The sequence below is a fragment of the Brockia lithotrophica genome, assembly GCF_003633725.1.
Taxonomy (GTDB): domain Bacteria; phylum Bacillota; class Bacilli; order Thermicanales; family DSM-22653; genus Brockia; species Brockia lithotrophica.
In genome coordinates, this window is record NZ_RBIJ01000001.1 from 193,934 (window position 1) to 219,432 (window position 25,499).

Annotated in this window: 16 protein-coding genes, 2 pseudogenes and 1 riboswitch; of the genes and pseudogenes, 17 read left to right on the plus strand and 1 reads right to left on the minus strand. The window is 60.4% G+C overall.

Annotation, left to right across the window (positions count from 1 at the left end):
* Positions 1 to 15 precede the first annotated feature (15 nt).
* The 5 genes from C7438_RS09585 to C7438_RS00910 all read left to right on the plus strand — a co-directional run bounded on the left by C7438_RS09585 (position 16) and on the right by C7438_RS00910 (position 4,286).
* Entirely contained in the window at positions 16 to 159 is a 144-nt protein-coding gene (locus tag C7438_RS09585) for a helix-turn-helix transcriptional regulator (protein ID WP_353653305.1), read from the plus strand.
* An 875-nt stretch (positions 160 to 1,034) separates the two neighbouring features.
* Positions 1,035 to 2,051: a hypothetical protein gene (locus C7438_RS00895; RefSeq protein ID WP_121443473.1), complete on the plus strand. Its 1,017-nt coding sequence runs from the start codon at positions 1,035 to 1,037 to the stop codon at positions 2,049 to 2,051.
* Positions 2,052 to 2,057: 6 nt separating this feature from the next.
* Positions 2,058 to 3,158 (plus strand): hypothetical protein, encoded by a 1,101-nt coding sequence (locus C7438_RS00900; protein WP_211321999.1) that lies wholly within the window; start codon positions 2,058 to 2,060, stop codon positions 3,156 to 3,158.
* Positions 3,149 to 3,829 carry an ABC transporter ATP-binding protein gene (locus C7438_RS00905; protein ID WP_211322000.1) on the plus strand — a complete coding sequence of 227 codons (681 nt, stop codon included), beginning with the start codon at positions 3,149 to 3,151 and terminating at the stop codon, positions 3,827 to 3,829. The genes C7438_RS00900 and C7438_RS00905 overlap by 10 nt, the downstream gene beginning before the upstream one ends.
* Before the next feature lie 169 nt (positions 3,830 to 3,998).
* Positions 3,999 to 4,286 (plus strand): response regulator transcription factor, encoded by a 288-nt coding sequence (locus C7438_RS00910; protein ID WP_211322001.1) that lies wholly within the window; start codon positions 3,999 to 4,001, stop codon positions 4,284 to 4,286.
* A 194-nt stretch (positions 4,287 to 4,480) separates the two neighbouring features.
* Here the strand turns inward: C7438_RS00910 and C7438_RS09725 are convergent.
* Positions 4,481 to 4,624: pseudogene (locus tag C7438_RS09725) on the minus strand (transposase); the annotation flags it as partial.
* A gap of 235 nt (positions 4,625 to 4,859) precedes the next feature.
* On the opposite strand from C7438_RS09725, the gene C7438_RS00915 reads away from it, so the two are divergent.
* The 12 genes and pseudogenes from C7438_RS00915 (at position 4,860) to ilvD (ending at position 25,483) form a co-directional block, all read left to right on the plus strand.
* Positions 4,860 to 5,369, plus strand: coding sequence for a hypothetical protein (locus C7438_RS00915; protein ID WP_121443475.1), 510 nt, complete (start codon positions 4,860 to 4,862; stop codon positions 5,367 to 5,369).
* A 7-nt stretch (positions 5,370 to 5,376) separates the two neighbouring features.
* A pseudogene (locus C7438_RS00920) lies at positions 5,377 to 5,704 on the plus strand (ISNCY family transposase); the annotation flags it as partial.
* 997 nt (positions 5,705 to 6,701) lie between these two features.
* Complete coding sequence (locus C7438_RS00930; RefSeq protein WP_121443477.1) at positions 6,702 to 8,312, plus strand: ATP-binding cassette domain-containing protein; 1,611 nt, start codon at positions 6,702 to 6,704, stop codon at positions 8,310 to 8,312.
* Positions 8,313 to 8,649: 337 nt separating this feature from the next.
* On the plus strand, positions 8,650 to 9,207 hold the full coding sequence (locus C7438_RS00935; RefSeq protein WP_121443478.1) for a cysteine hydrolase family protein: 558 nt from the start codon (positions 8,650 to 8,652) through the stop codon (positions 9,205 to 9,207).
* Between the two features lie 890 nt (positions 9,208 to 10,097).
* Positions 10,098 to 10,844 carry a helix-turn-helix transcriptional regulator gene (locus C7438_RS00940; RefSeq protein WP_147401947.1) on the plus strand — a complete coding sequence of 249 codons (747 nt, stop codon included), beginning with the start codon at positions 10,098 to 10,100 and terminating at the stop codon, positions 10,842 to 10,844.
* 253 nt (positions 10,845 to 11,097) lie between these two features.
* Positions 11,098 to 16,767: a S8 family serine peptidase gene (locus C7438_RS00945; RefSeq protein ID WP_170143458.1), complete on the plus strand. Its 5,670-nt coding sequence runs from the start codon at positions 11,098 to 11,100 to the stop codon at positions 16,765 to 16,767.
* 195 nt (positions 16,768 to 16,962) lie between these two features.
* The gene (locus C7438_RS00950; protein WP_147401948.1) at positions 16,963 to 17,670 is read left to right on the plus strand and encodes a hypothetical protein; all 708 of its coding nucleotides are present in this window, start codon (positions 16,963 to 16,965) and stop codon (positions 17,668 to 17,670) included.
* A 69-nt stretch (positions 17,671 to 17,739) separates the two neighbouring features.
* Positions 17,740 to 18,969 (plus strand): RtcB family protein, encoded by a 1,230-nt coding sequence (locus C7438_RS00955; RefSeq protein ID WP_211322002.1) that lies wholly within the window; start codon positions 17,740 to 17,742, stop codon positions 18,967 to 18,969.
* A 190-nt stretch (positions 18,970 to 19,159) separates the two neighbouring features.
* Positions 19,160 to 19,278, plus strand: a riboswitch (SAM riboswitch).
* A gap of 150 nt (positions 19,279 to 19,428) precedes the next feature.
* Positions 19,429 to 20,613, plus strand: a complete 1,185-nt coding sequence (gene metX / locus C7438_RS00960) for a homoserine O-acetyltransferase MetX (RefSeq protein WP_121443482.1) — start codon at positions 19,429 to 19,431, stop codon at positions 20,611 to 20,613.
* Positions 20,614 to 20,763: 150 nt separating this feature from the next.
* Positions 20,764 to 22,080, plus strand: coding sequence for an O-acetylhomoserine aminocarboxypropyltransferase/cysteine synthase family protein (locus C7438_RS00965; protein ID WP_121443483.1), 1,317 nt, complete (start codon positions 20,764 to 20,766; stop codon positions 22,078 to 22,080).
* Positions 22,081 to 22,788: 708 nt separating this feature from the next.
* Entirely contained in the window at positions 22,789 to 23,679 is an 891-nt protein-coding gene (gene ilvE, locus C7438_RS00970; protein WP_121443484.1) for a branched-chain-amino-acid transaminase, read from the plus strand.
* 49 nt (positions 23,680 to 23,728) lie between these two features.
* Complete coding sequence (gene ilvD / locus C7438_RS00975; RefSeq protein ID WP_121443485.1) at positions 23,729 to 25,483, plus strand: dihydroxy-acid dehydratase; 1,755 nt, start codon at positions 23,729 to 23,731, stop codon at positions 25,481 to 25,483.
* Positions 25,484 to 25,499 lie beyond the last annotated feature (16 nt).

A 25,499-nucleotide genomic window follows, 5' to 3' on the forward strand; every position in this document is an offset into this window, starting at 1 on the left:
CTAAGCGATGAGGCCATTGGCCAGAAACTTTACATCAGCGTCTGGACGGTCCGGACCCATCGGAAGAACATGTATCGAAAACTCGGCGTCAGCACTTTGCGGGAATTAGTAGGGAAGATGAAAAGGTGGGGCGTCGGCGGGGAAAAATACCTCGCTTGAGGTATTTACATCTCGATCCGGCTTTGGTAAAAAAAGAAACAGAGAGGCGCCAAATATCTTTTCTTTATGTTAGTTTGGTTGAGTTGTATGTGATATGTTAATGTTTACAATGATTCAAAGTAAGGCAGTCTATCACTGAAAGAGTTAGAAGAAAAATAAATGAAAACAAAAAGAGGTGTTTAAATTAGCCGTGGCTTCGCTAAATATATTTTGATAAAGATAAAAATCAATATATCAAGCGATTAATCGATACCATAGCGAATATCAGTATGTTGGAAGAGCGTAGTAGTTAAGGAAAACTTTTATAATGTTTATATTTATGTTTATAATTAAATGAAATTGTATTGGGATTCAAAGATAAAGAAATCTTTTACAAGGAGGTCGACATCCATATTGCATAAACTTAATACCCGGTGGCAGGTGCCCATTGTAACTTGGAAGGGGAGCAAGATCTTTTTAGGGATCGTCGGGATTACAGTTGTTTTTTCATCGCTAGTTCTGTTCAGGCAGGGGGCATGAACTACGCCAAAGCTTGGGAGACATTGGGAGGTGCAAGGTGGAACGGGTATGTTCAAATTCAAGCCTGCTATAACGACAACGGAAAACATGCAAAGAGGGGATATCATCGGTTTACGCGTGAAGCGGGCCCGCCACTCGACACAGGGCGTCTCTACACATCGGAGGCGACATCATCGAATGATTGTACTGTCCGGTGGCGGAAGGACTCTGTCTGGGATTCTCCGCTCTGGGGCGACAAGTATACGACCAAGTACTGGTACGGTTTCGAATGGTTCTAAGGTCTGGAATAGCTTCCGGCTGATGATTGGAAACTTTATTGACGTGCATTTTGCGGTGAGGGGGGAAGGGATGCCCGGGTGAACCAGCGACTGCGGATGAAATTCAGGCTTGCCTTTACCAGCTTCTTTCTTGGAATACTCACAGCTTTTATGGTGTGGTCTTTTCAGTGGGTGATGGAATCTTGGAAGGAAGTCACGTTCGACATGCCGGGTGACGTCACCGTTCTTCGGATGATCGAGGGACCTCAAATGGTCACGGAAGCGGATGAGGTGGTGGCGCTTGAGGAGTTAAAGGCGTATCTTCGCGAGCGGTCGCTTGCTCTGATCGTGTCCTCAGTCGGAGATGGACGGCCCGAAATCCTTCTTTACGATCCGCACGGCGTGGTTTCGTGGTTTCCCCGAGGAAACCCCGAAGACTCTCAACTTGCGGTAGATGAAGTTTATCTTTTTGAAGGCACGTACTCGGAGCGCCGGTGGTCGGAATCCCGCATAACCCCCCTTTTGCCAAAGGGAGTCATGGTGAAGGGAGTGATTCGCGCGCCTCGCCGAGCTAGCGACCTTCAATATGCAAGGCGTATCGGGGGCGATCCACTGCCGCCCGGACAATATACGATAAATACGACGGATCCGGCGCAAGTGCGCCAGATCCTTGCTTTATTGTACCGAATGGGCCTTATCCCACAGAACGTGCAAATAGTGCCATTTTTTATCTACGCAATGCAAAATCCGTTGCTCGTCATCACAGTGTTCTTTTGGACAGCGGGATCCGTTGTCGCCGTTTTTTACTGGTCCCTCAACCTTCGCGGGCGCGCCCGGGAGTTCGGCCTTCGAAGCCGCCACGGTGCACTCCCGCGGGATCTTGTCCGGGAGAACCTGGTGGGCGGTTTGCCCGGCTTGGTGCTGGGCGGCGCCATAGGAGTCCTTTTCGCAGGTGTCTTGCTTGCCGCAATTGGTCAAATACACCTCGGCCCGGATCATGTCCTTACCTTCGCAGGCGCTGCGGCCGCCTCCGTCGTCAGCGGCATCGCCACCTGGTTTGTTGCCCTATATCTGACCATTCGCATTGGATACCCCTTCAATCACGTTACGAGGTGAATCTTCTTGTTGCATGAAGTGTGGGGCGGCTTTGGCATGGCGCTCCGGCGATGGCCAACAGCACTTGCCTTTGCCGGAATGATCGCGGTCGCCAGCACGGTTTTGTCGTTCGCTCTGGTGGACGTGCTGGCCCAGGTTGCTGTCCTTAGGGGGGCCAAAGAACTCCGCGAACGTCATGCGGTTGTTTTTACCCCCTACTACCCGTATGGCATGGAAAGCAGCGTCGATGACCATATCGTGAAGTCCTTGAAGGACCTGATCGACCGCCAGGAAGCGTATACCGCGGTCGTGCACAATATGGGCTTGGATGATCCCAATTTCGCTGGTGGGCATCCTACACTGGTCCTATTTGGGGACGTCATTTCCAAGTTGTTCCCGGATCTTAAAATTTGTGACCCCGCGCCGTGTGCCTCGCGCGGTGCAAAACTCGCAGGTAAAGAAATCGACTCGGTGATCATCGCTGGAGAACGCATCCCGGTAGTAAACACTTTACCGCCGGGAACCACTTTTTTCGATCCTGGTGTTGCTGGTTTGCCTTTGGATGACCGCATCGTCATCCGTGCCCCAACGAAGCTACTTCCTCTCCTCCATCCGATCGAGCGAGAGGAAGCGCTGGTGCGTGCGGTCCTCCTCGGTCCGTCTGAAGAGGAGGTCGATGCGTACGTGTCTGGGTGTGCGGAGGGAGGGCTCTTTCTCATTCCCCAGGATGTGGCCGTCGATCAACCGCAAAAGTTTCGCCAGATCATGATGACTTCAGCCATGTATATCATCGGCATGCTGGCATTTCTTGCCCTTGTATTTGCAGCATTCATGTCGTCTGCACGTCTGAGGTTACTTGAAGAGCGTCGAGCATTCAAGATCCGGCAAATGCATGGAGCCACACCGCTTCATATTATGCTTCGCATTGGCGGCTTCTTGGCCGCCGTCCTCTTGGTGCCGCAGGAAATTTTGCTTTTTCTTATGTGGATGTTTTTCCGAGTGGCGGGCGCCCCTGCACCGGAGGCAGCACTTTGGGTCGGCTTGGCCCTCGTTTTTGTGTTTATTTTCTTGTGGATCACTTCTGCCCGTGAAGTACTTTCTCGAGAAGAGATAGGGTGGTGGGTGTGAAACCAATTTTAGAAGCTCGCAATGTGACCAAAGTGTATGGTCACGGCCGCACGCAAGTCGTGGCCGTGCGCTCCGTCTCCCTGAATATCTCGGCTGGTGAGTGCGTTGCCTTAATGGGGCCGTCCGGAAGCGGAAAGTCGACATTGCTCAAGGTCCTGGGACTCATTCTTCGACCGACAGAAGGGAGCGTGCTGATCCGAGGAGAAGAAGTGGCCTGTGATGAGTTTTGCCGTGCTCGGTTGCGGAACAAATTTTTTGGGTATATCGATCAAGAATTTGCGATCATTGAGAGCGAAAGTGTGGAGAGTAATGTCATGATTCCCCTTCAATATGCAAATCACAAACCTAGTCGGCAGGAAATCCGGGCGAGAATTCGACAGGCGCTGGAAGAGGTCGGCCTTGGTTGGGCTTTGAAGAAAAATGCGTCGCAACTGTCGGGGGGAGAACGACAGCGCGTCGCCATTGCTCGAGCGCTGGTCAATGATCCGATGGTTATCCTCGCCGATGAGCCAACGGCTGCTCTCGATGGAAAGACCACCCAGGAGATTATGGCGCTCTTTCTATCCATCAAATCGCGCGGTGCGGCGGTGCTGATAGCGACGCACGATGACCGGGTGGCAAAGCAATGCGACCATATTCTGCGTATGATCGACGGTCGCCTTGTGGAATGAAACTGTCTTGCGAAATGAAAACGTATAAACCTATTTCGACGGATCGAGACCCGCACGGCTACGCGCTTTGGCTGATCGAAGTGACGGAGCAGATCGGGCGGAAGTTCAGGATGAAGAAGAGCATTCGACTTCGTTGGGAGCGCCTTTGGCCGGACAGGAGGGCGAAGGAGTGAGCGTTTCATCTTTATCGTGGAAAGTCGTTCGCCCTTCGCTGGCCGTCCGTATTCCGGGTTTTGTGGCGACCAAGCTTTCCGTCCGTGAAAAGGAGGTTCTGGAACTTTTGGCTGCCGGCGCGAGCACCGGGGAGATCGCCCGAGTGCTCCATCTTAGCCGGTCGACGGTCAAGACGCACCTCGTCCGCATCGCCGAGAAGTTGGGGATCGAACCGGGCATGAAGTCGATCTTAATGTTTATCGATCGCTTGCTTTCTGAGCAAACGGATGATGGTAAATTTTGACTTTGAAGCTTATGTCGCCTGAATGTTTGATATAAGAGAGAAATTTCATTTAAAAATCATCTAAATGGATGACAGACAAGAGCGAAATCTTGTAGTATGGCAAACGAAAAATGCATACAGCGAAGGCAAGAAAATAATAAACAAACAGCGTAAAAAAAGTAGTTATTAAATCAAGAGAATTTATACTTTAATTAAAGTTGAGATGATGGATCAATGGCTGGACGTCCGGTGCGTTCCGAATAAAGAGGGAAGATCTATTCATGGATTACGGAGAAGTCAAAGATGCGATCGGTTTGGCGAAGGATGTGATTTTGTGGCACGAGGGATTCCATATCAATCGAGTAACGCGGATTGGATTGCCTTTGTAGAAATTGTCACCATCCTCGCACTGATGATAATCGATGCCATCGTCATCGGCGATCCGATTCCCATCTTGCTGCTTTCGGTAGAACGACCTAGCCAAGGGCTATTACCGACGCTCAAGAATTGCCCGCCAGGGTTAATATCTTCTCCTGGACAGTGTCAGTTGGAGCTAGCTGGTGGCCGGTGAAGGGATTTAAGGAGGCAAAGCGAATGACGATCAGGAAGGGCTATCTTGTTCATGGTTTGCCTGAGGGTTTATGGCGAGATGTTTTGGATTTTTACCTTAATCGAGCCGAATCCTTTAATGTTCGTTTCCCCAACGACGAGGAGTTGGGTTGTGGAAAGAGCGATTTCTTATCATTGGACGGTATCAAAGTTTCGCCATGGCCTGGTATGAAAGAAGCTATTGAGGTTTTCGGGTTGTTGACCCCCGAATCAAGAAAGTTATTCGTTTCAAATCGCCTTTGGGATTTTGAGTTATTAGTTGGAACTGAGACGTTGCTACATGTGTCTGATTTTATCGTTCGAATGGTCTTTGCGACCTCAGAGGAGCTACGTGAATTGGAGGAAATCGGGATTGATACCGGTCGATGGGTTCCGGTTGATTTGAATGTGTCACATCCTCCAGTCATTCCGTTTTCGGATCAGGAGGTTGCGCAATTAAGAGAAATTTTACAAGAAGAATTAAGGGAACTCGGGGAGCGTAACAATGAAGCATAGGATCTTAACGAAGAGCACCTTCGTTATTGGATGTGCCGTATACATCGGTAACCCATCGGGCGATGAATTGCTCATTCCAGCGGTTAAAGCTCACATCGAAACCTTCGGCTCGGCTCAGCGCCTACGGCTGTCACGACGAATCGCGGTTTTTCCAGCAGGAAAAACGAAACGGCCGTCATGGCGTTTGGCGTAAGATCAGCCATCTCAAGCGAAAGTACGGTTTAGGTCACAGCAGGTTTCGGGGGCTTGTCGGCTCCAAAAGCTGGTTTGGGTTCGGAATCCTGACACACAACCTGGACAGAGCGGCCAAAATGCTCGCCAAGGCGTCAAGATAAGGAACAATTAAGGCAAATGGGCTATCTTGAATCAGGATAGGGACGGGGCAGTGTTCCGCAAGTGTTCTTTTCCTCTTAGTGGCTCCGCTTTTGGTCTGGGGGGAAACCCTGCTTCACGAGGAATGAAGGCGGAAAGCGCCCATTCACTTCTGCGAGCTATGCTTTTCTCCCAAAACAGGTCGTGTTGTTGTGTTCTTGAGGCCTCTCGCACACCTAGCGCCGGTTCGGGATGGTCCTCCGAATCGGCGCCGGTTCATTTTAGGGCGCTGGACGCTGGAGGTTTCGTTTTGGCCATATTGCCAAAGCCGAGTGTCCCGTTGACCGATCATTTTTTTCATGCTATCCTGGTCGTAAATTCCGCCAAACCCAAAAACTTAGCGCAGAAGACGGAGTCGAGGAGGCGAGCGAACGAAACGGGAGATTGAACGGCGCAGGAGGGAGGACCGTGGGAAGCCCCTCGGAGAAGCGGATTCCGGTCCGGGAACCAGCGATCCGGGCAGCGGATGAGGAGATCGCGGAGGTGCTCGGCGATCTTCGCAGGCGGAACATTCGCCCTCATTGCGGAAGCCGGTATGATCGGTCGCTGAATGTTCCCGTTCTGAACTCGGGACGCCTCTTTTCGTTCGTCGCTTGCCTTCGCCGACGGCATCGGCGTTACGAAACGCTCGGAATGTTCTAGCCCAACGTCGGGCTCATCGTAACAGATTTTGATCTCCGCGTCGTTTCGGACATGCATCCGGCGCCGGGAGGAAGAGGCGGGGAACAAGGAGGCGAAAGCGCACGGTCGCCTTCCATGAGCGCAAATCCGGAATTCAAGCCCGGAGATTTGCTCGATGAGGCGTCTTATGGGCTCAACGCTTTCTCAAGGCAAAGAGCAATTGGAAGGAAGCGGACTTTCAAACCTTTCAAACGTGGAGGCTGGTACTCAAGCGAGCCTTGAGTTCACCAGCGCAGAGCTTCGAGGAATTCGTCGAGCTTGAGAGGCAGGACCACTCATATGAGTGAGGTCGCGAAATCCTACATAAATGAAGTCGCGAAGAGTATCGGTGGAGCGAAAGTCGCGTCCTACCTGTGCCTTACCGTCGTCCTCTACTCGTTGTACAGCCTGCAACCCTATTTCTTTTCGAGGCTGCTGAGCGATTCGGCGATGAACCTCGGCTACCTCGCCGGGGTTGCTGCTTCTTTTTTGTCGATTTCGCTTGTGAACTACCCCAACAATTGGATGCTCCAAGCCGTGAGGATGCACTCGAAACGAGTGGTTTGGGCCGCGAATCAGAAGAAAGATTACGCCTACTTCATAGACAGGAGCGTAGGCGAGTACCAGAACCTGATGAATGAGATTTCGTTCGCGATGAGATCCTTGCAGTACGAGGGTCTGCAATTACTGTTGCAATCTTTAATCATCTTTGTCGTCTACTCCGTCCTTTTGTTCCGATATCACTGGCTTGTGGGTTTCCTTTACCTGATCACGTACGGCTCCTATCTATATCTGTCGATAAGGCTCTCGAGGCAAAACGAAACCGGGATTCGTCGCGTCCTGGACACGACCTCTGACTTGAACTCATATATAATCGACTTTTTCAAGAACATCTCCACCATTCTCACCGCGGGATCGACCGCCCTGGAGAACCGCAACTTCGATAAGCTGCTGAATAAGGAGCGGGAAGCCTACTTCAACCAGCAGAAGCAGATCGACCATTCCCATCTCATCACGCAGCTGTGGATGACGCTCGGCACGGTCGCCCTCGTGGCCGTGAGCTTTGCCCTCCGGCCGGGCGAGTCGTTCGACGCTTCGCTGGTGCTCGTTCTCATCTATTCGGCCTTCCACCTCACTGGGTTCGGCAAGCGGTTCCTCGCCCTCCTGGAGCTTTTGGGAAGACTCGACGTCGCTCTCAGGAAAATCGGGTACGGCGACCCGCCCCGCGTCCGTCCGGTTCAAGTTGTCTCGCTCCCCGATCCCGTGATCATCGCCGTCGAGGACGTATCCTTTTCCTACAAAAAAGGCGAGCCCGTGCTCCAGCAGGTGTCTTTCGACATCCGTCAGCGCGAGAAGCTGCTTATCGTGGGCAGGAACGGCAGCGGGAAGTCGACGTTGGTCAAGCTGATCGCCGGGCTCCTAAGCCCGGACCAGGGGCGCGTGCTGTACAACCGCAAGTACTTGCACAGCGCTGCCGACATCGGCTACTACTCCCAGCATATGGAGTTGTTCGACCGGAGCATTTACGAGAACATGATCTACCCGCGCGAGTCTTACAACGTCGGCGCGATCTGGAAGCTCGTCGACCTTCTCAAGCTGAACACACTCATCGAGGACGAGGAGGATCTGTTTCACAAACGCCCAGGAGATTTCGGCGCCAGGTTTTCGGGCGGGGAGAAGCAGAAGCTGCTCATCGCCCGCTCGCTCCTGAACAAGAAACCGGTGATGATTTACGATGAGGTCAACTCGGCGCTGGACCGGGAAGCCGTAGAGATCTTTGCCGATTTGATCGAAAGCGAGCTTCGGGACAGCACCGTGATCCTGGTGTCGCACCGGACCGAAGGGATACGCGGCTTCGAAAGAGTCGCGGAAATCTCCGATGGACGGCTCTCGCTCGACCTTATAGATTAGGCTTATTTCACAGCCCTGCGGTTTCTGTAAGGTCCCCGATCTAATTTAAAGATAGGGGGGTTGTGGAAAATTGGACAGACATTAGGCCCGTGCGCCTCGCCGAAATATGCATTTGGTCTTTTGTTTTATGCGAGGGAGAAAAGGGGCCCAGGCTATCGCTCTCCCTTGACGGTAGCCGACTCGTGGCCTATGCTTTGGACGACTGTATTGGGGGCTAAGGTTAGCCGGTCAGCGTGTCTATAAAGCGGAGGGCCTGTTCACCAAACGCTGGGGGCTGCAGTTCCCGGTTTTCGGGTGGGAAAACAAAAGCTGTCCATCGGAAGGAGGCGGACCGTGCATGTCTCGTCGTGCTCTTATCGTGGTAGACTACCTGAACGACTTTGCCCATCCGGAAGGAGCGCTCACCGCCGGCGCTCCTGCTCAGGCGATCGATGAAACCGTACGTAGGGCCGTAGAGGCGTTTCACGGGCGAGGAGACGTCGTCGTCTTTGCCTCGGACGCGCATACACCGGACGATCCGGAATTTGCCCTTTGGCCGCCGCATGCCGTAAAGGGAACCTGGGGACAGGAGATCTACGGGACCACGGGCGAACTTGCCCGAAGCTTGCGCGGCCGAAAAGGAGTGTACTTCGTGGACAAGACGAAGTACGACGCATTTTTCCGCACCGACTTGGAAGACATCTTGCGTGCGGAGGGCGTGAATTCCGTGTACCTGGCGGGGATCAATACGTCGATCTGCGTGATGGCCACGGCTCAGGGAGCGTATTTCCGCGGGTTTCGCGTGTACGTCCTCCGCGACGCCGTTGCCGACATGTCGCGGGAAGCCCACGACTTTGCCCTACGGCACATGGAGGCGATCTTTCGGGCGGAACTGGTGGATACGGAAAGCGCGTAGGGTAGGCGGGAAGGACGGTTCGCGTCGACTTCCGGGAAGGTAGGACTTGCGTTGGGGGCGTTTCTCGCCGCGCATCCAAAGCGCGTTTCCAAAGAGAAAAAGGTCGGGGAGGTCGGGACACGTACGGACGGTGCGTGATCCCGCCTTTTTTTCTGTTTCTGCCTTGTGAATCGTATGGCGGAACGACGGGGGATCCTTATGGGCTCGGATCTCGCGATCGGCCTTCTGGAACCGCGCGTGCGTTCTTCTGCCGAAATGGGAACGTCAAAGGGAATACGCGTCTCATAAGGAAGATTTTTGTGCGGAGCGCGGTCGACGAGTTCCGCATCTATCGGCCCGGTATTTTTTGCTAAAGTGAACATACTCGTCGTTCACCGCAAATTTCGAATACCGAGAAGCGGTCGCGGTTCGGTGTATCCGAACGGGTGCGGCATGGGAACCCCGTTTGTCTTGAGAGAGTGCCGGAATCGGACCGTGGCCGGTCACCCGAATGCGGATCCCGTCGAGCGGTTACGTCGATTTGCAGCCAAGGGGAGGAAAGCAGAGCTCCCGGTTTTGCCCGTTTTTCGGACGTGTGTCCGGGATCAGGGCAATCGAGTTAGAGACGGGGGGACGGGGGAGTGGGCGTGAACCGGAAGATCAGGGATCGGAGGGGGCGGAGTCCACTGTGCATAACCGCCGAAGAGCGCGATCTCCTTCTTCGCGATCTCGGGCGGGGAGGAGTGCCACCCCCTTGTGGGCCTTTGGACAGGGGTGGCGCTTCTTTGGGGGAAAATTCGGCGGACGTCCGTTCGACGGCACGAGCTCACCAAGGCGCCTCTGCCGCATGCACTCAGACATCCGAGCGGGTTTTGGTTGTCTCTGAGGTGGAGAGCGCGGGGTCTTTGTCCGTGACGCGTCTGGTCGAACGCTTCCGGACCACGGTGCGCGATATGCGGGAACGGTACGGGATTTTTCGGAAGGTTTCGTTCGTCGTTTCCACGCCCGATCTTGCGGTGGTGGGATTTATATCCGCCGAGGAAGGGGGTGCGCGTGAGGGCGTCGATCTCCGGCTTCTCTTCCCCACGGGGGTCCGGGCGGACGAGCGTTCCTACGGTGTGCACGCCCTCGCATGTGCGCGTCGGCGCGGGGATTTTTGCGCCGTGTGGGGCTGGGAGCACACCTGTCCTGCACTTCATCCCTTTTGGTCGCTTGCTGCCCCTGTTTTCGTGGATGGCCTCCGTGGAGACCGGATTCTGGGGTATGTGGGGCTTTTTGCGGACCGGCGGGAGGAGCTCGAAGGATACGTTGGGTGGCTCGCGGAAAGCCTTCACGCCATCCGGAGAGACGTGGAGGAAGGCTTGGAGAGGAGTTCCGCCCTTCGGTGGGTTCGTCCGACGGTTGCGGTGTACATCCCGGCCGCCGTCGCCCGCCTCCTCACGCCAAGAGAGCACGAGGTTCTCGCAGCTTTTCTTGCGGGGCTCAGCCTCGATGCCGTCGCGCGGGAGTTCTACCTGACCCGGTCGTCCGTCCGTACGTACCTCGAACGGGTGGCGGCAAAATTGGGCGTCGAGCCCCGCCTCTCCGAGCTTCGCGCCTACATCGACCGGATGGCCCAAAGTTGCGAGGTGCCTTGTCCTCCGCGCCGAACGACATAACCGCGATCTTGGACCGGATGTCCCCTCTTTTGTCCGACAGATCGGCAAAGTACCCATGGTGTATGTTTACTTTCGATCCGGAAGCGTGTTACGAGTTGTGCGAAGGATTCGGGAGATTTTCTGTGCCCGGTTCTTATGGTTCTCTCGGCGTTCTTCTGATGTGCCTTGCGTTCTCCCGGTACTCCGGATGTTGGGACAATGCGGCTTGGAGCAGACGCGGGACGATTTCGGAAATGCGAGGAGGGAATTCAGAATGCACAGACGCCCCCCTACTTTCCGGAAAGCGCTTCTTTGGACCGTGGCGTTTCTCCTTTGGCTTTCGAGCGTGTCTCCGGCGTTTGCCGGTCCGGAGCAAACGGATATGCGCGCGGGGAAGGAAAGCCGCCCCGCCTTGAGTGCCCGCGACCAAGTCCTTATGCGCAAGGTCGCTCCGGAAGTACTGGATGCCTTTGCCAAGGGCGACATGGTCACGTACCTCGTGCGGCTGAGGGAACAGGTGGACGTATCGGCGGTGGCGGACTCGGCGCGAAAACGGGCAGTGATGCAAAAGGAAAGCCCCGCAGGCCAAAAGGTTGCCGTACGCCAGGCCGTCGCCTCCGCGCTACGTGAGACGGCCCTTCGCACCCAGGCGCCTTTGGTCGGCCTCCTCGAGGCGGAGAAGCACCGGGGTAACGTACGCGAGTACGAGTCGTTTTTCGTCGTCAACGCCCTTGCGGTGACTTCGACGAAAGACGTTTTGGACGAGCTCGCCCTCCGTCCGGAAGTGGAGAAGATCCTCCCCAACGCCGAGGTGCGCCTCATCGGCGGCCCCCTTGGTGTTTCTCTCGAACCGACGGAAGGTGGAGCGGCCTCGCCCGCCTCGACGACGCAGGAAATAGAAGGGGGGCGGACTACAGCGCCCTCGGCGGTGCTTCCCGCGCCCCATCTCGGAGAGGCGCTCGCGGAGGGCGTGGAATGGAACGTCGCCCACGTGCGGGCGCCTCAGGTGTGGGCGATGGGCATCGACGGTACGGGGGTCGTCGTCGCCAATTTGGACACGGGCGTGGACGGAGAGCATCCGGCCCTTGCGCGGAAGTGGCGGGGTCGGACGGGCGATCCGGCTCTGAGTTGGTTTGACGCCACTTACGAGCGGCGGCCGCGGCCGGTGGACACGAACGGACACGGGACGCACGTCATGGGTACTATGGTCGGCTCCGAGGAAAGCGGAGAAAACCGGGTAGGCGTGGCCACGGGAGCGACGTGGATCGCTGTCCGCGTATTCGTCGGCAATTCGACGACCACGGACGTCCTCCTCCGCGGGGGAGAGTGGGTCCTTGCGCCCCGCGACTCCCAAGGGAATCTCCATCCGGAGATGGCGCCCGACGTCGTGAACAACTCCTGGGGTGCGGGTCCCGGGATGGACGAGTTCTACCGCGATATGGTTCGGGCGTGGCGGGCGGCGGGAATTTTCCCGGTCTTCGCCAACGGCAACAGCGGCCCAGGGGCGGGCACCGTCGGTCCTCCGGCAAACTATCCGGAATCCTTCGGCGTAGGTGCCGTAAACGCGCGCAACGAAGTGGCATCCTTTTCCAGCCGCGGGCCTTCTCCCTACGGCGAGATCAAACCCGACGTGGCCGCTCCGGGGGTAAACATCCGCTCCAGCGTGCCGGGAGGCGGGTATCAGGGCGGGTGGAGCGGGACCTCCATGGCCGCTCCGCACGTGGCGGGCGTCGTAGCGCTCCTTTTGCAGGCCAACGCCTCGCTTACGGTGGACGAGCTCGTCACCGTCTTGCGCGAGACGGCAGTTCCCCTCACAGATGACCAGTACCCGGATGTTCCCAACAACGGCTACGGGTACGGGCTTATCGACGCGTATGCTGCGGTGAACTCTGTCATCGCCGGCTTCGGGACCGTGGAGGGGCGCGTGACGGCGGAAGGCGAGGACCGCGAACCCCCGGTTGTTGAGCCCGAAACGCTCGGCGGGGTGTTCGTCGGGGACGAGGTTGAAGTCCGCGCGCGCGTGACGGACGACGTGGCCGTGACGAACGTAGAGCTCTTCGTCCGCGCTCCTGGAGCGGAGGAGTGGACGAGCTTTCCCATGCGGCGTGTCGAGGGCGACCACCGTTCGGGGACGTATGCGGCGACCATACCCGCATCGTCTACCCGTCCCCCTGCCGTGGAATACCGTATACGCGCCGAAGACTACGGAGGGCACGTGACCGAAACGCCCGTCTACGAAATCCCCGTCTCTACGGGTGTGAAGCCGGGCTACGTTCAGGATTTCGAGCACGACTGGTACGGATTCCGCACGGGCGGGGAACAAAACACCTGGGCTCGCGGCAAACCGAATACGGGACCTATGGGCGCCCACAGCGGCGAATACGTCCTCGCTTCCAACCTCACGGGGACCTACCTTCCGAACGCGAACAGCTGGGTCCGCATGCCGCCGATCGACCTCACGGACCACGAGGGGATGGCACTTCTCACCTTTTGGCATTGGTACGACCTCGAACCCCGGTACGACTTCGGGCGCGTGTACGTGGTCGCCGAATCGACGGGTGGGGAGCCTGTCTTGGCGGCTGAATTCACGGGCCGCGACCGAACGTGGCGGCAGGTGGTCATCGACCTCACGCCGTACCGCGGTCAGGTCGTCACGGTGCTGTGGAATCTCGTAAGCGACTATTCCGTCCAGTACGACGGGTGGTTCGTCGACGACGTCGCGCTCGTGGGGCCTGCGGAAGCTCCGCCCCCAGCGCCCGAAGGATTGCGCGCCTCGGCAAATGATCTGGGACAGGTGACCCTCGCGTGGGATCCCGTGGATGACGTACACGTAAAGGACTACGTCCTCTATCGGGCTCGGACGGATGGCGTATGGGAGGAGGTCGGGTATAGCCGTACGACGTCCGCCTTCCACATCCCCACCGAAAGCGGTACGTATTCCTTTGCCGTCGCCGCCCGCACGTACGACGGCACCGTTGGCGAACGATCGCAGCCGGTGGAGATCGCCGTGACGGTTCCGCCCGTGCTCTTCTTGGATGACTTTAACGGACCGGACGACAACGGGTGGACGCACGGCGGGCGCAACGACATTTGGGCCCGCGGGGAGCCGCGCAAGGGGCCGATGGCAGCGCTCATCCCCCCGAACGTGTGGGCGACCGGTCTTTCGGGGAACTACGAAAACAACATGGACGCTTCCCTATACGCCCCTCCGATCGACCTGCGGAATGCGGAGCACGCCGGACTTACGTTTGCCCACTGGTACGAGATCGAACGGTACTGGGACAAGGCCCGCGTGGAGATCTCGCGCGACGGCGGCCAGAATTGGGAGGAACTCGCCGCGTATTCGGACCGCGAGGTGGGGAAACGTTGGTCGTTCGTGCGCGTAGACCTCGATCCGTACGTGGGTCACGTCGTCCAACTTCGCTTTCGCTTCACGAGCGATTCATCGGTGACGTACCAGGGGTGGCTCCTCGACCACGTCGTCGTCTACGCCACACACGTAGATACGGACCTCGGTCCGCACGAAGAGGCGTTTTTCCCCGAGGAGAAGCCCTCCCGGGACGTACCTGACTCCCCCCCTCCGAGGCTTTCCCGCGAGTCGTCTCCTATAGCTCCGGATCCGGGCCTCAAGGGAGGGGAGGGCCGTACCCTTCCAATGCCCGGGGCGGGCCTCGTGGATGCACGCACGGGTGCCATCCCCCTGGCAGCGACCGTGACCTCGCTCGAAACGGGGCGTTCTACCCGATCGGACCCGGTGACGGGTGCCTACCGCCTGCGCCTGCCCGCCGGCGAGCACACGCTTCGGGCGGAGGCCTACGGCTACTTCCCCGCGGAGCGGCGCGTGCGCGTAGAGGACGGTCAGACTGTACAGGTGGACTTCCACCTCCTCCCGCGCCCACGCGGCTGGATTGAGGGGCAAGTGGTGGACGAACGGTCGGGTGCTCCCCTTTCCGGAGCCCGCATCCTCGTGCTCGAGGACGCTCAAGTTCCTCCGGCGACGAGCGATGGGGAGGGGAACTTCCGCCTCGAGGTTTACGCCGGCCGCTACACGCTTTCCGTCTCCCACCCCGAATACCACCCGCTGCGGACGGAAGTGGAGGTTGCAGGCGGCGAAACGGTCTCTGTAACGCTCCGTCTCAAGCCGTTTATCGGTATCGAGGACACGATCGCCTACGACGGAGGAACTGCGGACAACGCGTGGGCGTTCTACCGGGCGGGGAACGGCTTTGCCGTACGCATGTCCCCCCGAAGCACCCCCGTGCAAGTGGTGGGCGGCCTCTTCCGTTTTTGGGACACCAGCTGGCCTGTACCCGGGGGGACGGACTTCCGCGTGGCGGTCTTTGACGCGAGCGGCCCAGGCGGAGCCCCTGGAAAGCTCCTGTTGGGTCCCCTGCCGGCGCAGGCCAAGCGCGACGGAACGTGGACGGAAGTCCGCTTCGACGAACCAATCCTTGTAGAGGGAGACTTTTACCTCGCGGCGATCCAGGCGGCGGATTACCCGTATACGCCCGGTCTGGCGACGGATGAGACGTCTCCGAACTCGGGCCGCAATTGGCTCTACGTGGACGGAGACTGGTCCCAGGCTGAGCGCGAGAAGGGGAACTTCCTCATCCGCGCCCTCGTCCGGTACCCGGTAGAAGCGCCGACGATCCTCGAACCCGAAGACGGATCCTTTACGAATCGGGAGGACGTCCTCGTCCGCGGTACCTTTGCCGTCGAGGGGGCGAGGGTACGCGTATTCAACGGCGGAGATCTTGCGGGCGAAACTACCATTCGAGACGGCGGTTTCTCCCTTACGGTGCACCTCCGGGAAGGAGAAAACGTACTTACGGCCGTGGGCGTGGTGGGGGACAAGCTCACGGATCCGTCGGCCCCCGTTCGGGTGATCGTAAAGCTCACGCCGCCCGTGCTCGCTCTTGAAGAACCACCTGATGGACTAAGGACCAACCGCGACGCCGTCGGAGTTCGGGGAACGGTCCGGGATTCGTACCTCGCCTCGCTCACGGTGAACGGACAAGGAGTCGTCGTCCGGGAGGATGGCACCTTCGCCCACCGCGTGCTTTTGGACGAAGGAGAAAATCGGATCGTCGTGGTAGCCACGGACCGCGCGGGGAACGAGGCGAGGGTAGAGCGTACGGTGTACATGTCGCAGAGGTTGCCGGAGTACGAAGTCGTCGCGCCGGCAGAGGACGTAACCCTCGGCGAGGGTGAGGAACTCGTCGTGCGGGCAGAAGGGGACGGCGGACTCCTTATGACCTTCCGGTTGGAACTCCCACTCGTGGCGGAGACGGCGGAAGGCTCCGTACTCCCCATGCCGGAAATCTCTCCAGGGGTGTACGAAGGGCGCTGGCGGGTGCCCGCGGGGCTTCAGGCAGAAGGCGTCCGCGTCCGCGTGGAAGGCGTAGATGCTTACGGAAACGTCGCCGTCCGCTACGCGCCTGGGCGCGTGAATTTCCGCGCGGGAGAACCTTTCGTCGTGGTGGGCGGGAATCTCCGTGCCCAAGCCTTCGGTCCTGAGGTTCGTTACGACGAAGTATGGTACGCAGGACCGGACGGCGTGCTTTGCGTCGAGGTTCGGGCGTACGACGGGCGCGGCGCCGTGGCCGCGGAGGGCAAGGTGTACGCGGACGGGAGATTCGAGCTCGCGCTCCCGCGCGGGGCGACGTACACCGTGGAAGTCCGCGTTCCCGGACACCTTTCCTACCGCACGCAGGTCTTTGTGGACGGAGATCGCTACCTGGAAGTTCCGCTCCTTTTGGCAGGTGACGTGAACGGAGACGGAAGAATCGACGCCCGCGATCTCGCGGAGATCACCCGTCACCTGGGGAAGCGCGCCCCCTGGAAATCGCTTGCCGAGGCGCGCGCGGACCTCAACCGAGACGGCGTCGTCGACTACCGCGACCTCGCGTACGTGCTCAAAAACCTCGGGAAGCGGAGCAGGTGAGGCGAATCGACCTTTCCATCCCCTTGGAAGGCGGGCGGGCGGTCCGCATCCGCACGTGAGAGCGGTGGACAAACGGCCGAAAGGGTGGTGTAATGAAAGCAGAGAGTTGCGGCGTAGGGCGGCCGTAGGCCGCACGGCCTCCGCGTCTCCTTCGCCGCACACCTCCGCAAGCTCAGAAAGAGGGGGAAGTTTCCCTTGGTGGACGAAGGCCGACGCACCGCCCGCGTGCTCCGCATAGAAGGAGGAGGCCTCCTCGTCGCCCTGGACGACGGGCGCGAGGGGGTCGTTCCTTGGGAAGAAGCGGCGCTTCCGGAAGTCAACTTCGCCTACGCCCTCGAACTCGTCGGTCAGGAGGTTGCCGTCGTCCCCCTCGGAGAAGGGCGCTGGAGCCGCCTGCGGGCCCTCGATCCGCTTCCGCTCGCCGCGGGTGACGTCCGGCCTGGCGTCGTCCGCCACGTGGAGGACCGGAGGCTGTGGGTAGAAGTGGACGGCCATCTTCTCGACGTCCCTCCCAAGGAGGCCGCCTGGGGGTATGTTCCGGGGACGCTGCGCGACCTCTTTTCTCCGGGAGAGCGGGTGGACGTCCGGGTTCTTCGGGCGGAGCCGCCCCGCGTGAGCGTCCGGCAGGCGATTCTCGACCCCTTTGGCGGCAGGGACAAGAACGTCTTTGCTCCGGGGGAAGAGGTCTTCGGCTACGTGACGGACGTAGATTTCGGCACCGGAGAACTCCTCGTCGTCTTTGCACCGCGCGTCCTGGGGTACGTGGCCGTACCGGACCCGCCGGAATCCGGTTCGTCGCTCGTAGCTCGCGTTGTGGCCTTTCGCGAGCCTACGCCGCTGTGGGATACGGTATTTACGGGAGAGTTCGTCCGCTGGGTGCGTCGACGTGAGAAACGCGCGTAGTGAAGGGTCTCGTCGGAAGCGGGCCTTTCTCCTCAACGCACACCGCAAAAGGGGAAGGAGGTGGTAGAGGTGGCTTCCCGTCAAGCGATCCGCGAACGGATTTTCGTTTTCGGACGCCACGACGAGGAAACGCTCAGGCAAATCGAGGACGTCGCCCGTCACGCCGTCCGTGCGGCGCTCATGGCGGACGGCCACGTGGGCTACGTGATGCCCATAGGCGGCGTTGCCGCCTTTGAACATGCCGTAAGCGTGGCGGGCGTGGGCTTCGACATCGCCTGCGGCAACGCGGCGATCCTCACGGACCTTTATCTGGACGACCTGAAGGACCACCTCGAAGAAATCGCCGACGAAATTCAGGCGACGATCTCCTTTGGCCTTGGGCGGACGAACCGGGCACCGGACGCTCCCGTGGATCACCCCCTGTTCGAGTCCGAGGCGTGGGACGCCATTCCCGCGCCGCGTTCGGAGCGGGAGGAGCTTCGCGAAAAGGCGCGCATGCAGCTCGGAACGGTAGGCGGCGGAAACCACTACGTCGACGTCTTTGCCGACGAAGAGGACCGCATTTGGGTCGGCGTGCACTTCGGATCGAGGGGGCTCGGGTACACGATCGCCCGGGGTTTCCTCGCCCTCGCTGCCGGGAAGAAGTGGGGCGATTCCGTACCCGAGCACCTCGCCCTCCTCGACTTGGGGAGCGAGCTCGGGCAGAGGTACTGGGCGCTCATGACGCTGGCGGGCGAGTACGCCTACGTTGGGCGCGAGTGGGTGGCGCGCAAAGTCGTTAGCATCTTGGGTGGCCAAGAGCTCGACCTTGTCCACAACCACCACAACTTCGCCTGGCGGGAAGTCCACGACGGCCGCGAACTCATCGTGGTGCGCAAAGGTGCGACTCCGGCGTGGCCGGGACAGAGGAGCTTCGTGGGCGGAAGCATGGGGGACCTCTCAGTAATCCTTCGCGGCACTGAATCGGAAAATCCAGAAGTTGTAGAGCTTCAGCGTTCTGCTCTCTACTCCACAGTGCACGGTGCTGGCCGGATTATGAGCCGCACAGAAGCTAAGGGCAAAATCCGTAAGGGTAAAGTAGTTCAGCCCGGGCGTGTGCGACGGGAGGAAATGCTCGAAGCTCTCAAGAGCCGCGGTGTAATCCTCCGCGGCGGTGACGTGGACGAGGCACCGCAGGTGTATCGCCCACTCGAAGAAGTTCTCGCCGCCCAAGGCCCCACGATCGAGATCCTCCACCGTCTGCGGCCGCTCGTGGTCGTGATGGCCGGCCCCGAAGACTTTGATCCGTACAAGGACTGATCCTCGAATCCGGGAACGCGGAGGCGGTGCGAATTTTCTCTTGACACGGGGAAAGATCTCCCGTACAATACGGTCAACGCGGAACTCTGCGGGCGCCCGGACGTTTCGGCCCGTGGCTACGACGACGCCGCACGCGCCCGTCGTCGTAGGGTCGAAATTGTGCCGGTCGGCCGTTGACAACGGATTCACCCTCTTATCGCGAGCGGCGGAGGGACTGGCCCGATGAAGCCCGGCAACCTGCCCCGTGTACGGCGCGGCGGGGCGAGGTGCTAAATCCTGCAGGAGAGGCGTTCTCCTGGGAGATAAGAGGGGTTTGCTTCGGCGAACCCTTCCGGATGTGCCCGCTTCGGGTGCTCCGTTTCCCCCTTCCTGCAGGAAGGGGGTTGTTTTTTTGCGTGGGATACGTGCAAAAAGGAAGGATTGTCGGCGCGCACTGCGCTGCGGGAAAGGAGGAGGGGGATGGGCGAAAGCATTCGCCGCGTCGAGGGCCGCGTACGCCTCGGACCGCTTACTTTGGAGTCGGGGGAGGTCCTCCCCGAAGTGGAGCTCGCGTACGAAGACGTCGGCCCTGCGGAGGCCCCCGTCGTCCTCGTCTGCCACGCCCTTACGGGGAGCCACCGCACGGTGGGGACTTCCGCGGCCCCGGGGTGGTGGCATCCGCTCGTCGGGGTGGGGAAGGCCGTCGACCCCCGCCGTCTTCGCGTGATCACGTTCAACGTGCTCGGGGGGCAGGACGGCTCTACCGGCCCGCGGAGCATTGACCCTCGCAATGGAAGGCCGTACCGAGCTCGGTTTCCTTTCGTCACGATTCGCGACATGGTGCGGGCGCAGCGTCTGGGTCTCATCGAGCTCGGCGTAAACCACGTCGTTGCGGTCATCGGCGGGTCGATGGGGGGGATGCAGGTACTCGAGTGGGGGCTCATGTACCCGGATTTCATGGACCTCCTCGTCCCCTTGGCCGTCACGCCTGCAACATCTGCCTTTGCCATCGCCTTTAACGCCGTAGGGCGTCTGGCAATCACCTCCGATCCCGCCTGGCGCGAGGGGGAGTACCCGGAAGACGACCCGCCAGCGGTCGGACTCTCCCTCGCGCGCATGATCGGGGTTCTCACCTACCGCACCCCCGAACAGTTCGCGCGCCGCTTTGGCCGTTCCCTCAAGCACGGATGGGGCCACGACCACCGGGAGGTGGCCTTCCAGGTGGAGAGCTATCTCCTCTACCAAGGGGAGAAGCTCGTCGAGCGCTTTGACGCGAACAGCTACCTCTACCTCCTCAAGGCGGTGGATTCCCACGACATCGGCCGCGGGCGAGGAGGGTGGCGGGAGGCCGCCCGCGGGTACCGCGCCCGCATCGTCGCCGTAGGCTTCCGCGGAGACCTCCTCTACCCGCCCGAAGAGATTCGAAGCTTCGTCGAACACCTGCGTGCCCTCGGAAAGGACGCGATCTACGCGGAGGTCGCATCCGAATACGGCCACGACGCCTTTCTCGTCGAAGGAGAGCAGGTGGGCGAAATCCTCCGTCGCCACGCCCCCGAGCTCTTTCCCGATCCCGCGCCCGCCTCGGCGGATCCCGAAGGGGCCGCGCTTCTGGCCGCATCTCGGAGCGCCTCCGAGAAAACCGTGCCGTCGCCCATCTCCGGCTGAAAAACGGTGCGGAACCCTGCCCTTGTCGCTTTTGTCCGACAGACCGCGTTGCAAAACAAGGACTGGAGGTTTTCTTTTCCCCGCAGTTGCCCGATCCCGCAAATGAGAATTCGTCCGATGCCGTAAGCGAGGAAGAGAGGTCGAAGTTCGATGCATCCCGAAGGCGTTCCCCCTTCCGAGCCCCCGCGCCGCTACGGATTTGCCACGCTTGCAATTCACGGAGGCACGGAACCGGACCCCGCAACTGGAGCACGGGCAATCCCCGTATACCTCTCGAGTTCCTTCGTCTTTCGGAGCCCGGAACACTCCGCCCGCCTCTTTTCCCTGGAGGAAGAAGGGTTCATCTACTCGCGCATTTCCAATCCCACGGTGCGCGCCATCGAACGCCGTCTCGCCCTCCTCGAGGGCGGCGTAGACGCGGTGCTCACCGCCAGCGGGCAGTCCGCGCTCGCCCTCGCCCTTCTCACCCTTGCCCGGGCGGGGGACGAGATCGTAGCCTCGCCGTTTTTGTACGGAGGGACCTACAGCCTCCTAGCCAACCTCCTTCCGCGCTACGGGATTCAGACGCGCTTTACGAAAAGCCTCGACCCCGAGGAGTTCGCTGCGCAGATCACCCCTCGGACAAAAGCGGTCCTTTTGGAGTCGGTGGGGAATCCGTCGCTCCTTCTTCCGGACCTTCGGGAAATTGCCGCCGTCGCCCACGCCCAAGGCGTACCCGTCGTCGTGGACAACACCTTTCCCACACCTTACCTCTACCGTCCCCTGGAGTTCGGCGCCGACGTCGTCGTCCATTCGGCGACGAAGTGGCTGTCGGGCAACGGGACGATCCTCGCCGGTGCGGTGGTGGACGGCGGGCGCTTTTCCTGGCCGGAGGAGCGGTTCCCCGAATTCCACACCCCCGACGCTTCTTACCACGGGCTCGTCTTTGCCCGGGCCTTTGGCGCCGCCGCCTTTTCCGCCCGACTGCGGGCGGTCGCGCTGCGCGACTTCGGACCGTCGATAAGCCCCGTAAACGCCTTTCTCCTCGGATTGGGGATGGAAACGCTCCCCCTCCGTATGGAACGCCACGTGGCCAACGCCCGTGCCGTGGCCGCCTTTTTGCGCGAACACCCCGACGTGGCCTGGGTGAACTTTCCGGAGTTTCCCGAACACCCGTCACACGCGATCCAGCAGCGCGACTTTCCCCGCGGTGCGACGTCCGTGGTCACCTTCGGGCTACGGGGAGGGAAGCGGCACGCCGAGGAGTTCCTCCGCCACGTCCGGTTGCACTCGCACCTCGCCAACGTGGGAGACGCCAAGAGCCTTCTCATCCATCCGGCGTCCACGACCCACGGCCAGCTTTCCGAAGAGGAGTTGCGCTCCGCCGGGGTGCTTCCGGAAATGATTCGCCTTTCTGTAGGTCTCGAAGACGTGGACGACATCCTCTGGGACCTCGCCCAAGCCCTTCAGAAGGCGCGTGGGGCGTAGACCGCCGGCAGGGCCGAAGGCCGCATCGGCGGTGCGCGCCGGTAGGCCTCGTACCCTTTTGGCGTCTTGGCGGGCGAACGGATCGCGGGCCGTCGGTACAAAGGGAAGGCGCCTCCACACTTTTGTAACAACTCCCCGGATTCCCGGAAAATACGGGAGTGAAAGCGGATTCAAGCTTTCCTCGTCGTTTCCAAACACGCGAAAACGCGGCGTCCGCCCCCTTGCAATTTTCACAAGGGGGCTTTAGAATACTCAGCAAAACCTAGGGGCTCTCAGCTGAAAACGCGTGAAACGCTCCTTCTGCCGGGTGTCGAACGGGGTAGAAGGTGCACAGGAGGGGATCTAGGGTTCCGCTTTCCCCGGCATGCAGGCGGGGTGGGGTTACGAGCCGTCGGGGAAGGGTCTGGACCGAGCGATCCCGGCGGGCCGTGTCGGCGGTGGGCAGCGCGGCGAACGGAAATGCGGACCGTCGACAGGGCGGATGCGAACCCGAGTCAGAGGACCTCCGCATTCTCGGAGGAGGTCTCCCTATCGGCGGTCGACTCCCAGAGTGGTGCGCGGATGCTCAGCCGGCTTCGGGCCGTACACCGTAGGGACAAAAGCCCTTGCGGCAGGTCCTGTGCGGACGTGTGCTGCAGGGCTTTTGTTGTACCCGCAGTTTTCGAACTCGTCCACAAATCGCGAAAACAGGGGACGGTGGATTGTGCCATGGCCTGGGTCTTCGTCGATGGGGATTTCGTGTCGAAAGAAGAGGCCAAACTTTCCGTCTACGACCACGGGCTTTTGTACGGGGACGGCGTGTTCGAGGGCATTCGCGCCTACGAAGGGAAGGTCTTTCGCCTGCGCGAACACATGGAGCGCCTGTACGCGTCCGCCCACGCAATCCTCCTCGAAGTGCCCTACTCGCTCGAGGACTTCGAAGAGATCGTCCTCGAGACGCTCCGGCGCAACGAACTCGCGACCGGGTACATCCGCATCGTCGTCACGCGCGGTCGGGGAGATCTCGGCCTCGATCCGCGGTCTTGCCCGCGTGCGAGCGTCGTCGTGATCGCGGAGCCCCTCGCCCTTTTCCCCAAGGAACTTTACGAAAAGGGGATCCGCCTCTTTACGGTCGCCGTTCGCCGCCCGCGTCAGGACATCCTTCCCCCGCAGGTGAAGTCTCTGAACTACCTGAACAACGTGTACGCCAAGGTGCAGGCGCGCCGCGCCGGCTACGACGAGGCGCTCCTCCTCAACACCGAAGGGTACGTCACGGAAGGGTCGGGCGAAAACATCTTCGTGGTGAAGGACGGCGCCCTCCTCACGCCGCCCCCGTGGGTGGGGATTTTGAAGGGGATAACGCGGGCCGCAGTGCTCGAACTCGCCAAGGAGCGGGGGATTCCGGCGCGGGAGGAGGTCCTTACGCTTACGGACGTCTACACCGCGGACGAAGTGTTCCTCACGGGGACGGCGGCGGAAATCGTCCCTGTCGTCGAGGTAGACGGTCGGACGATCGGCGCGGGGAAGCCGGGGCCGATCACGGGCGAACTCCTCGAGGCCTTCCGCGCGCTCACGCGCACAGAAGGGGTGCCCATCGCACCTTCCGGCCGTCGGGTGTGAGGAGAAACAGAAATCCCCGAAGGCGAATACGACCAAGGGGGGAAGCGGTTTGCACGGCGCCGACGGAGCATCGGAACGAGAAACCGCAGCGCAGGGATCGGGAACGGAGGTCGCGGAGCGGCCGCGCCTTCGGAGTGAGACGATCAAGTTCGGCGTGGAACGGGCGCCGCATCGGAGCCTCCTCTACGCCACGGGGAAGGTAACGCCTAAGGATCTCGACAAGCCGTTCATCGGCGTGGCGAACTCCTTCGTGGAGATCGTGCCCGGACACGTCCACCTCAAAGAGTACGCGGAAATCGTGAAGGAGGAGATCGTCCGGGCGGGAGGCATTCCCTTTGAGTTCAACACGATCGGCGTCGACGACGGAATCGCCATGGGGCACATCGGGATGCGCTATTCGCTCCCGAGCCGGGAACTCATCGCCGATGCGGTGGAGACGGTGGTCACCGCCCATTGGTTCGACGGGGTGTTCTTCATCCCGAACTGCGACAAGATCACGCCGGGAATGATCATGGCCGCCGTCCGCCTCGACATCCCTTCCGTGTTCGTCACGGGCGGTCCCATGGAGGCGGGGGTTCACCCGTGTACGGGGGAAAAACTCTCCCTCGTCGACGTCTTCGAAGGGGTAGGGCGCTACCAGACGGGGGAAATCGACGACCGCGAACTTCAGATCCTCGAAGAAAACGCCTGTCCGACGTACGGATCGTGCTCGGGGATGTTTACGGCGAACTCGATGAACACGCTCCTCGAGGTCATGGGGCTCGCCCCCTTCGGCAACGGGACGATCGTCGCCACGTCCCCCCGCCGCCGCAAGCTCATCCGCGAGGCGGTGGAGCACCTCATGCGCATGATCCGCGAGGGCCTCACGCCGCGTAAGATCGTCACGGAAGAGACGATCGACGACGTCTTCGCCCTGGACATGGCCATGGGGGGATCGACAAACACCGTTCTCCACACGCTCGCCATCGCCCACGAGGCGGGGATCCGTTACGACCTCGACCGGATCAACCGCATCGCCGACCGGACGCCGTACCTCGCGAAGCTCGCCCCCGCTTCCCGCTACACGATGGACGATTTGGACCGCGCCGGCGGGGTGCGGGCGATCGTGCGCGAGCTCATCCGCATCGGGGCAATCCGCGGAGAACGGCCGACGATCGCCGGCCGTACGCTCAAGGAGCTCGTGGCCGACGCGGAAATCCGCGACCCCGAGGTGATCCGTCCGGCGGAGCGGGCGTACAGCCCGCGCGGTGGCCTGGCGGTGCTCTTCGGCAACCTCGCGCCGGACGGCGGCGTGATCAAGGTGGGAGCCGTGGATCCGTCCGTGCGCCGCTTCCGCGGGCGGGCGATTGTCTACAACTCGGAGGAGGAAGCCATCCGCGGGATCTCCTCCGGAGAGGTGCAGCCCGGCCACGTGGTCGTCATCCGCTACGAGGGACCGCGGGGCGGTCCGGGAATGCCGGAGATGCTCACGCCTACGTCGCTCATCGTCGGTCGGGGACTGGGCACGCAGGTGGCGCTCATCACGGACGGGCGGTTTTCTGGCGCCACGCGGGGGATCGCCGTCGGGCACATCTCGCCGGAGGCAGCGGCGGGCGGACCCATCGCCTACGTCGAGGACGGGGACGTGATCGAGATCGACCTCGACGCCCGCAGGATTTCCTGGGAAATTTCGCCAGAAGAATTTGAAGCGCGCAAGGCGCGCGTGCGTCCGCTGCCGCCCAAGATCAACCGCGGGTACCTCGCGCGCTACTCCCGACTCGTGACCTCGGCCAACACAGGGGCCGTCCTTCGGGAGACGTGGTGAGGCGATTCTCCGGGGT

What these genes read in the sequence shown, in the direction of transcription:
- C7438_RS00915 (WP_121443475.1), top strand. Translation starts at nt 4,860, where the DNA reads ATGACGATCAGGAAGGGCTATCTTGTTCATGGTTTGCCTGAGGGTTTA.
- C7438_RS00930 (WP_121443477.1), top strand. Translation starts at nt 6,702, where the DNA reads ATGAGTGAGGTCGCGAAATCCTACATAAATGAAGTCGCGAAGAGTATC.
- C7438_RS00935 (WP_121443478.1), top strand. Translation starts at nt 8,650, where the DNA reads ATGTCTCGTCGTGCTCTTATCGTGGTAGACTACCTGAACGACTTTGCC.
- C7438_RS00945 (WP_170143458.1), top strand. Translation starts at nt 11,098, where the DNA reads ATGCACAGACGCCCCCCTACTTTCCGGAAAGCGCTTCTTTGGACCGTG.
- metX (WP_121443482.1), top strand. Translation starts at nt 19,429, where the DNA reads ATGGGCGAAAGCATTCGCCGCGTCGAGGGCCGCGTACGCCTCGGACCG.
- C7438_RS00965 (WP_121443483.1), top strand. Translation starts at nt 20,764, where the DNA reads ATGCATCCCGAAGGCGTTCCCCCTTCCGAGCCCCCGCGCCGCTACGGA.
- ilvE (WP_121443484.1), top strand. Translation starts at nt 22,789, where the DNA reads ATGGCCTGGGTCTTCGTCGATGGGGATTTCGTGTCGAAAGAAGAGGCC.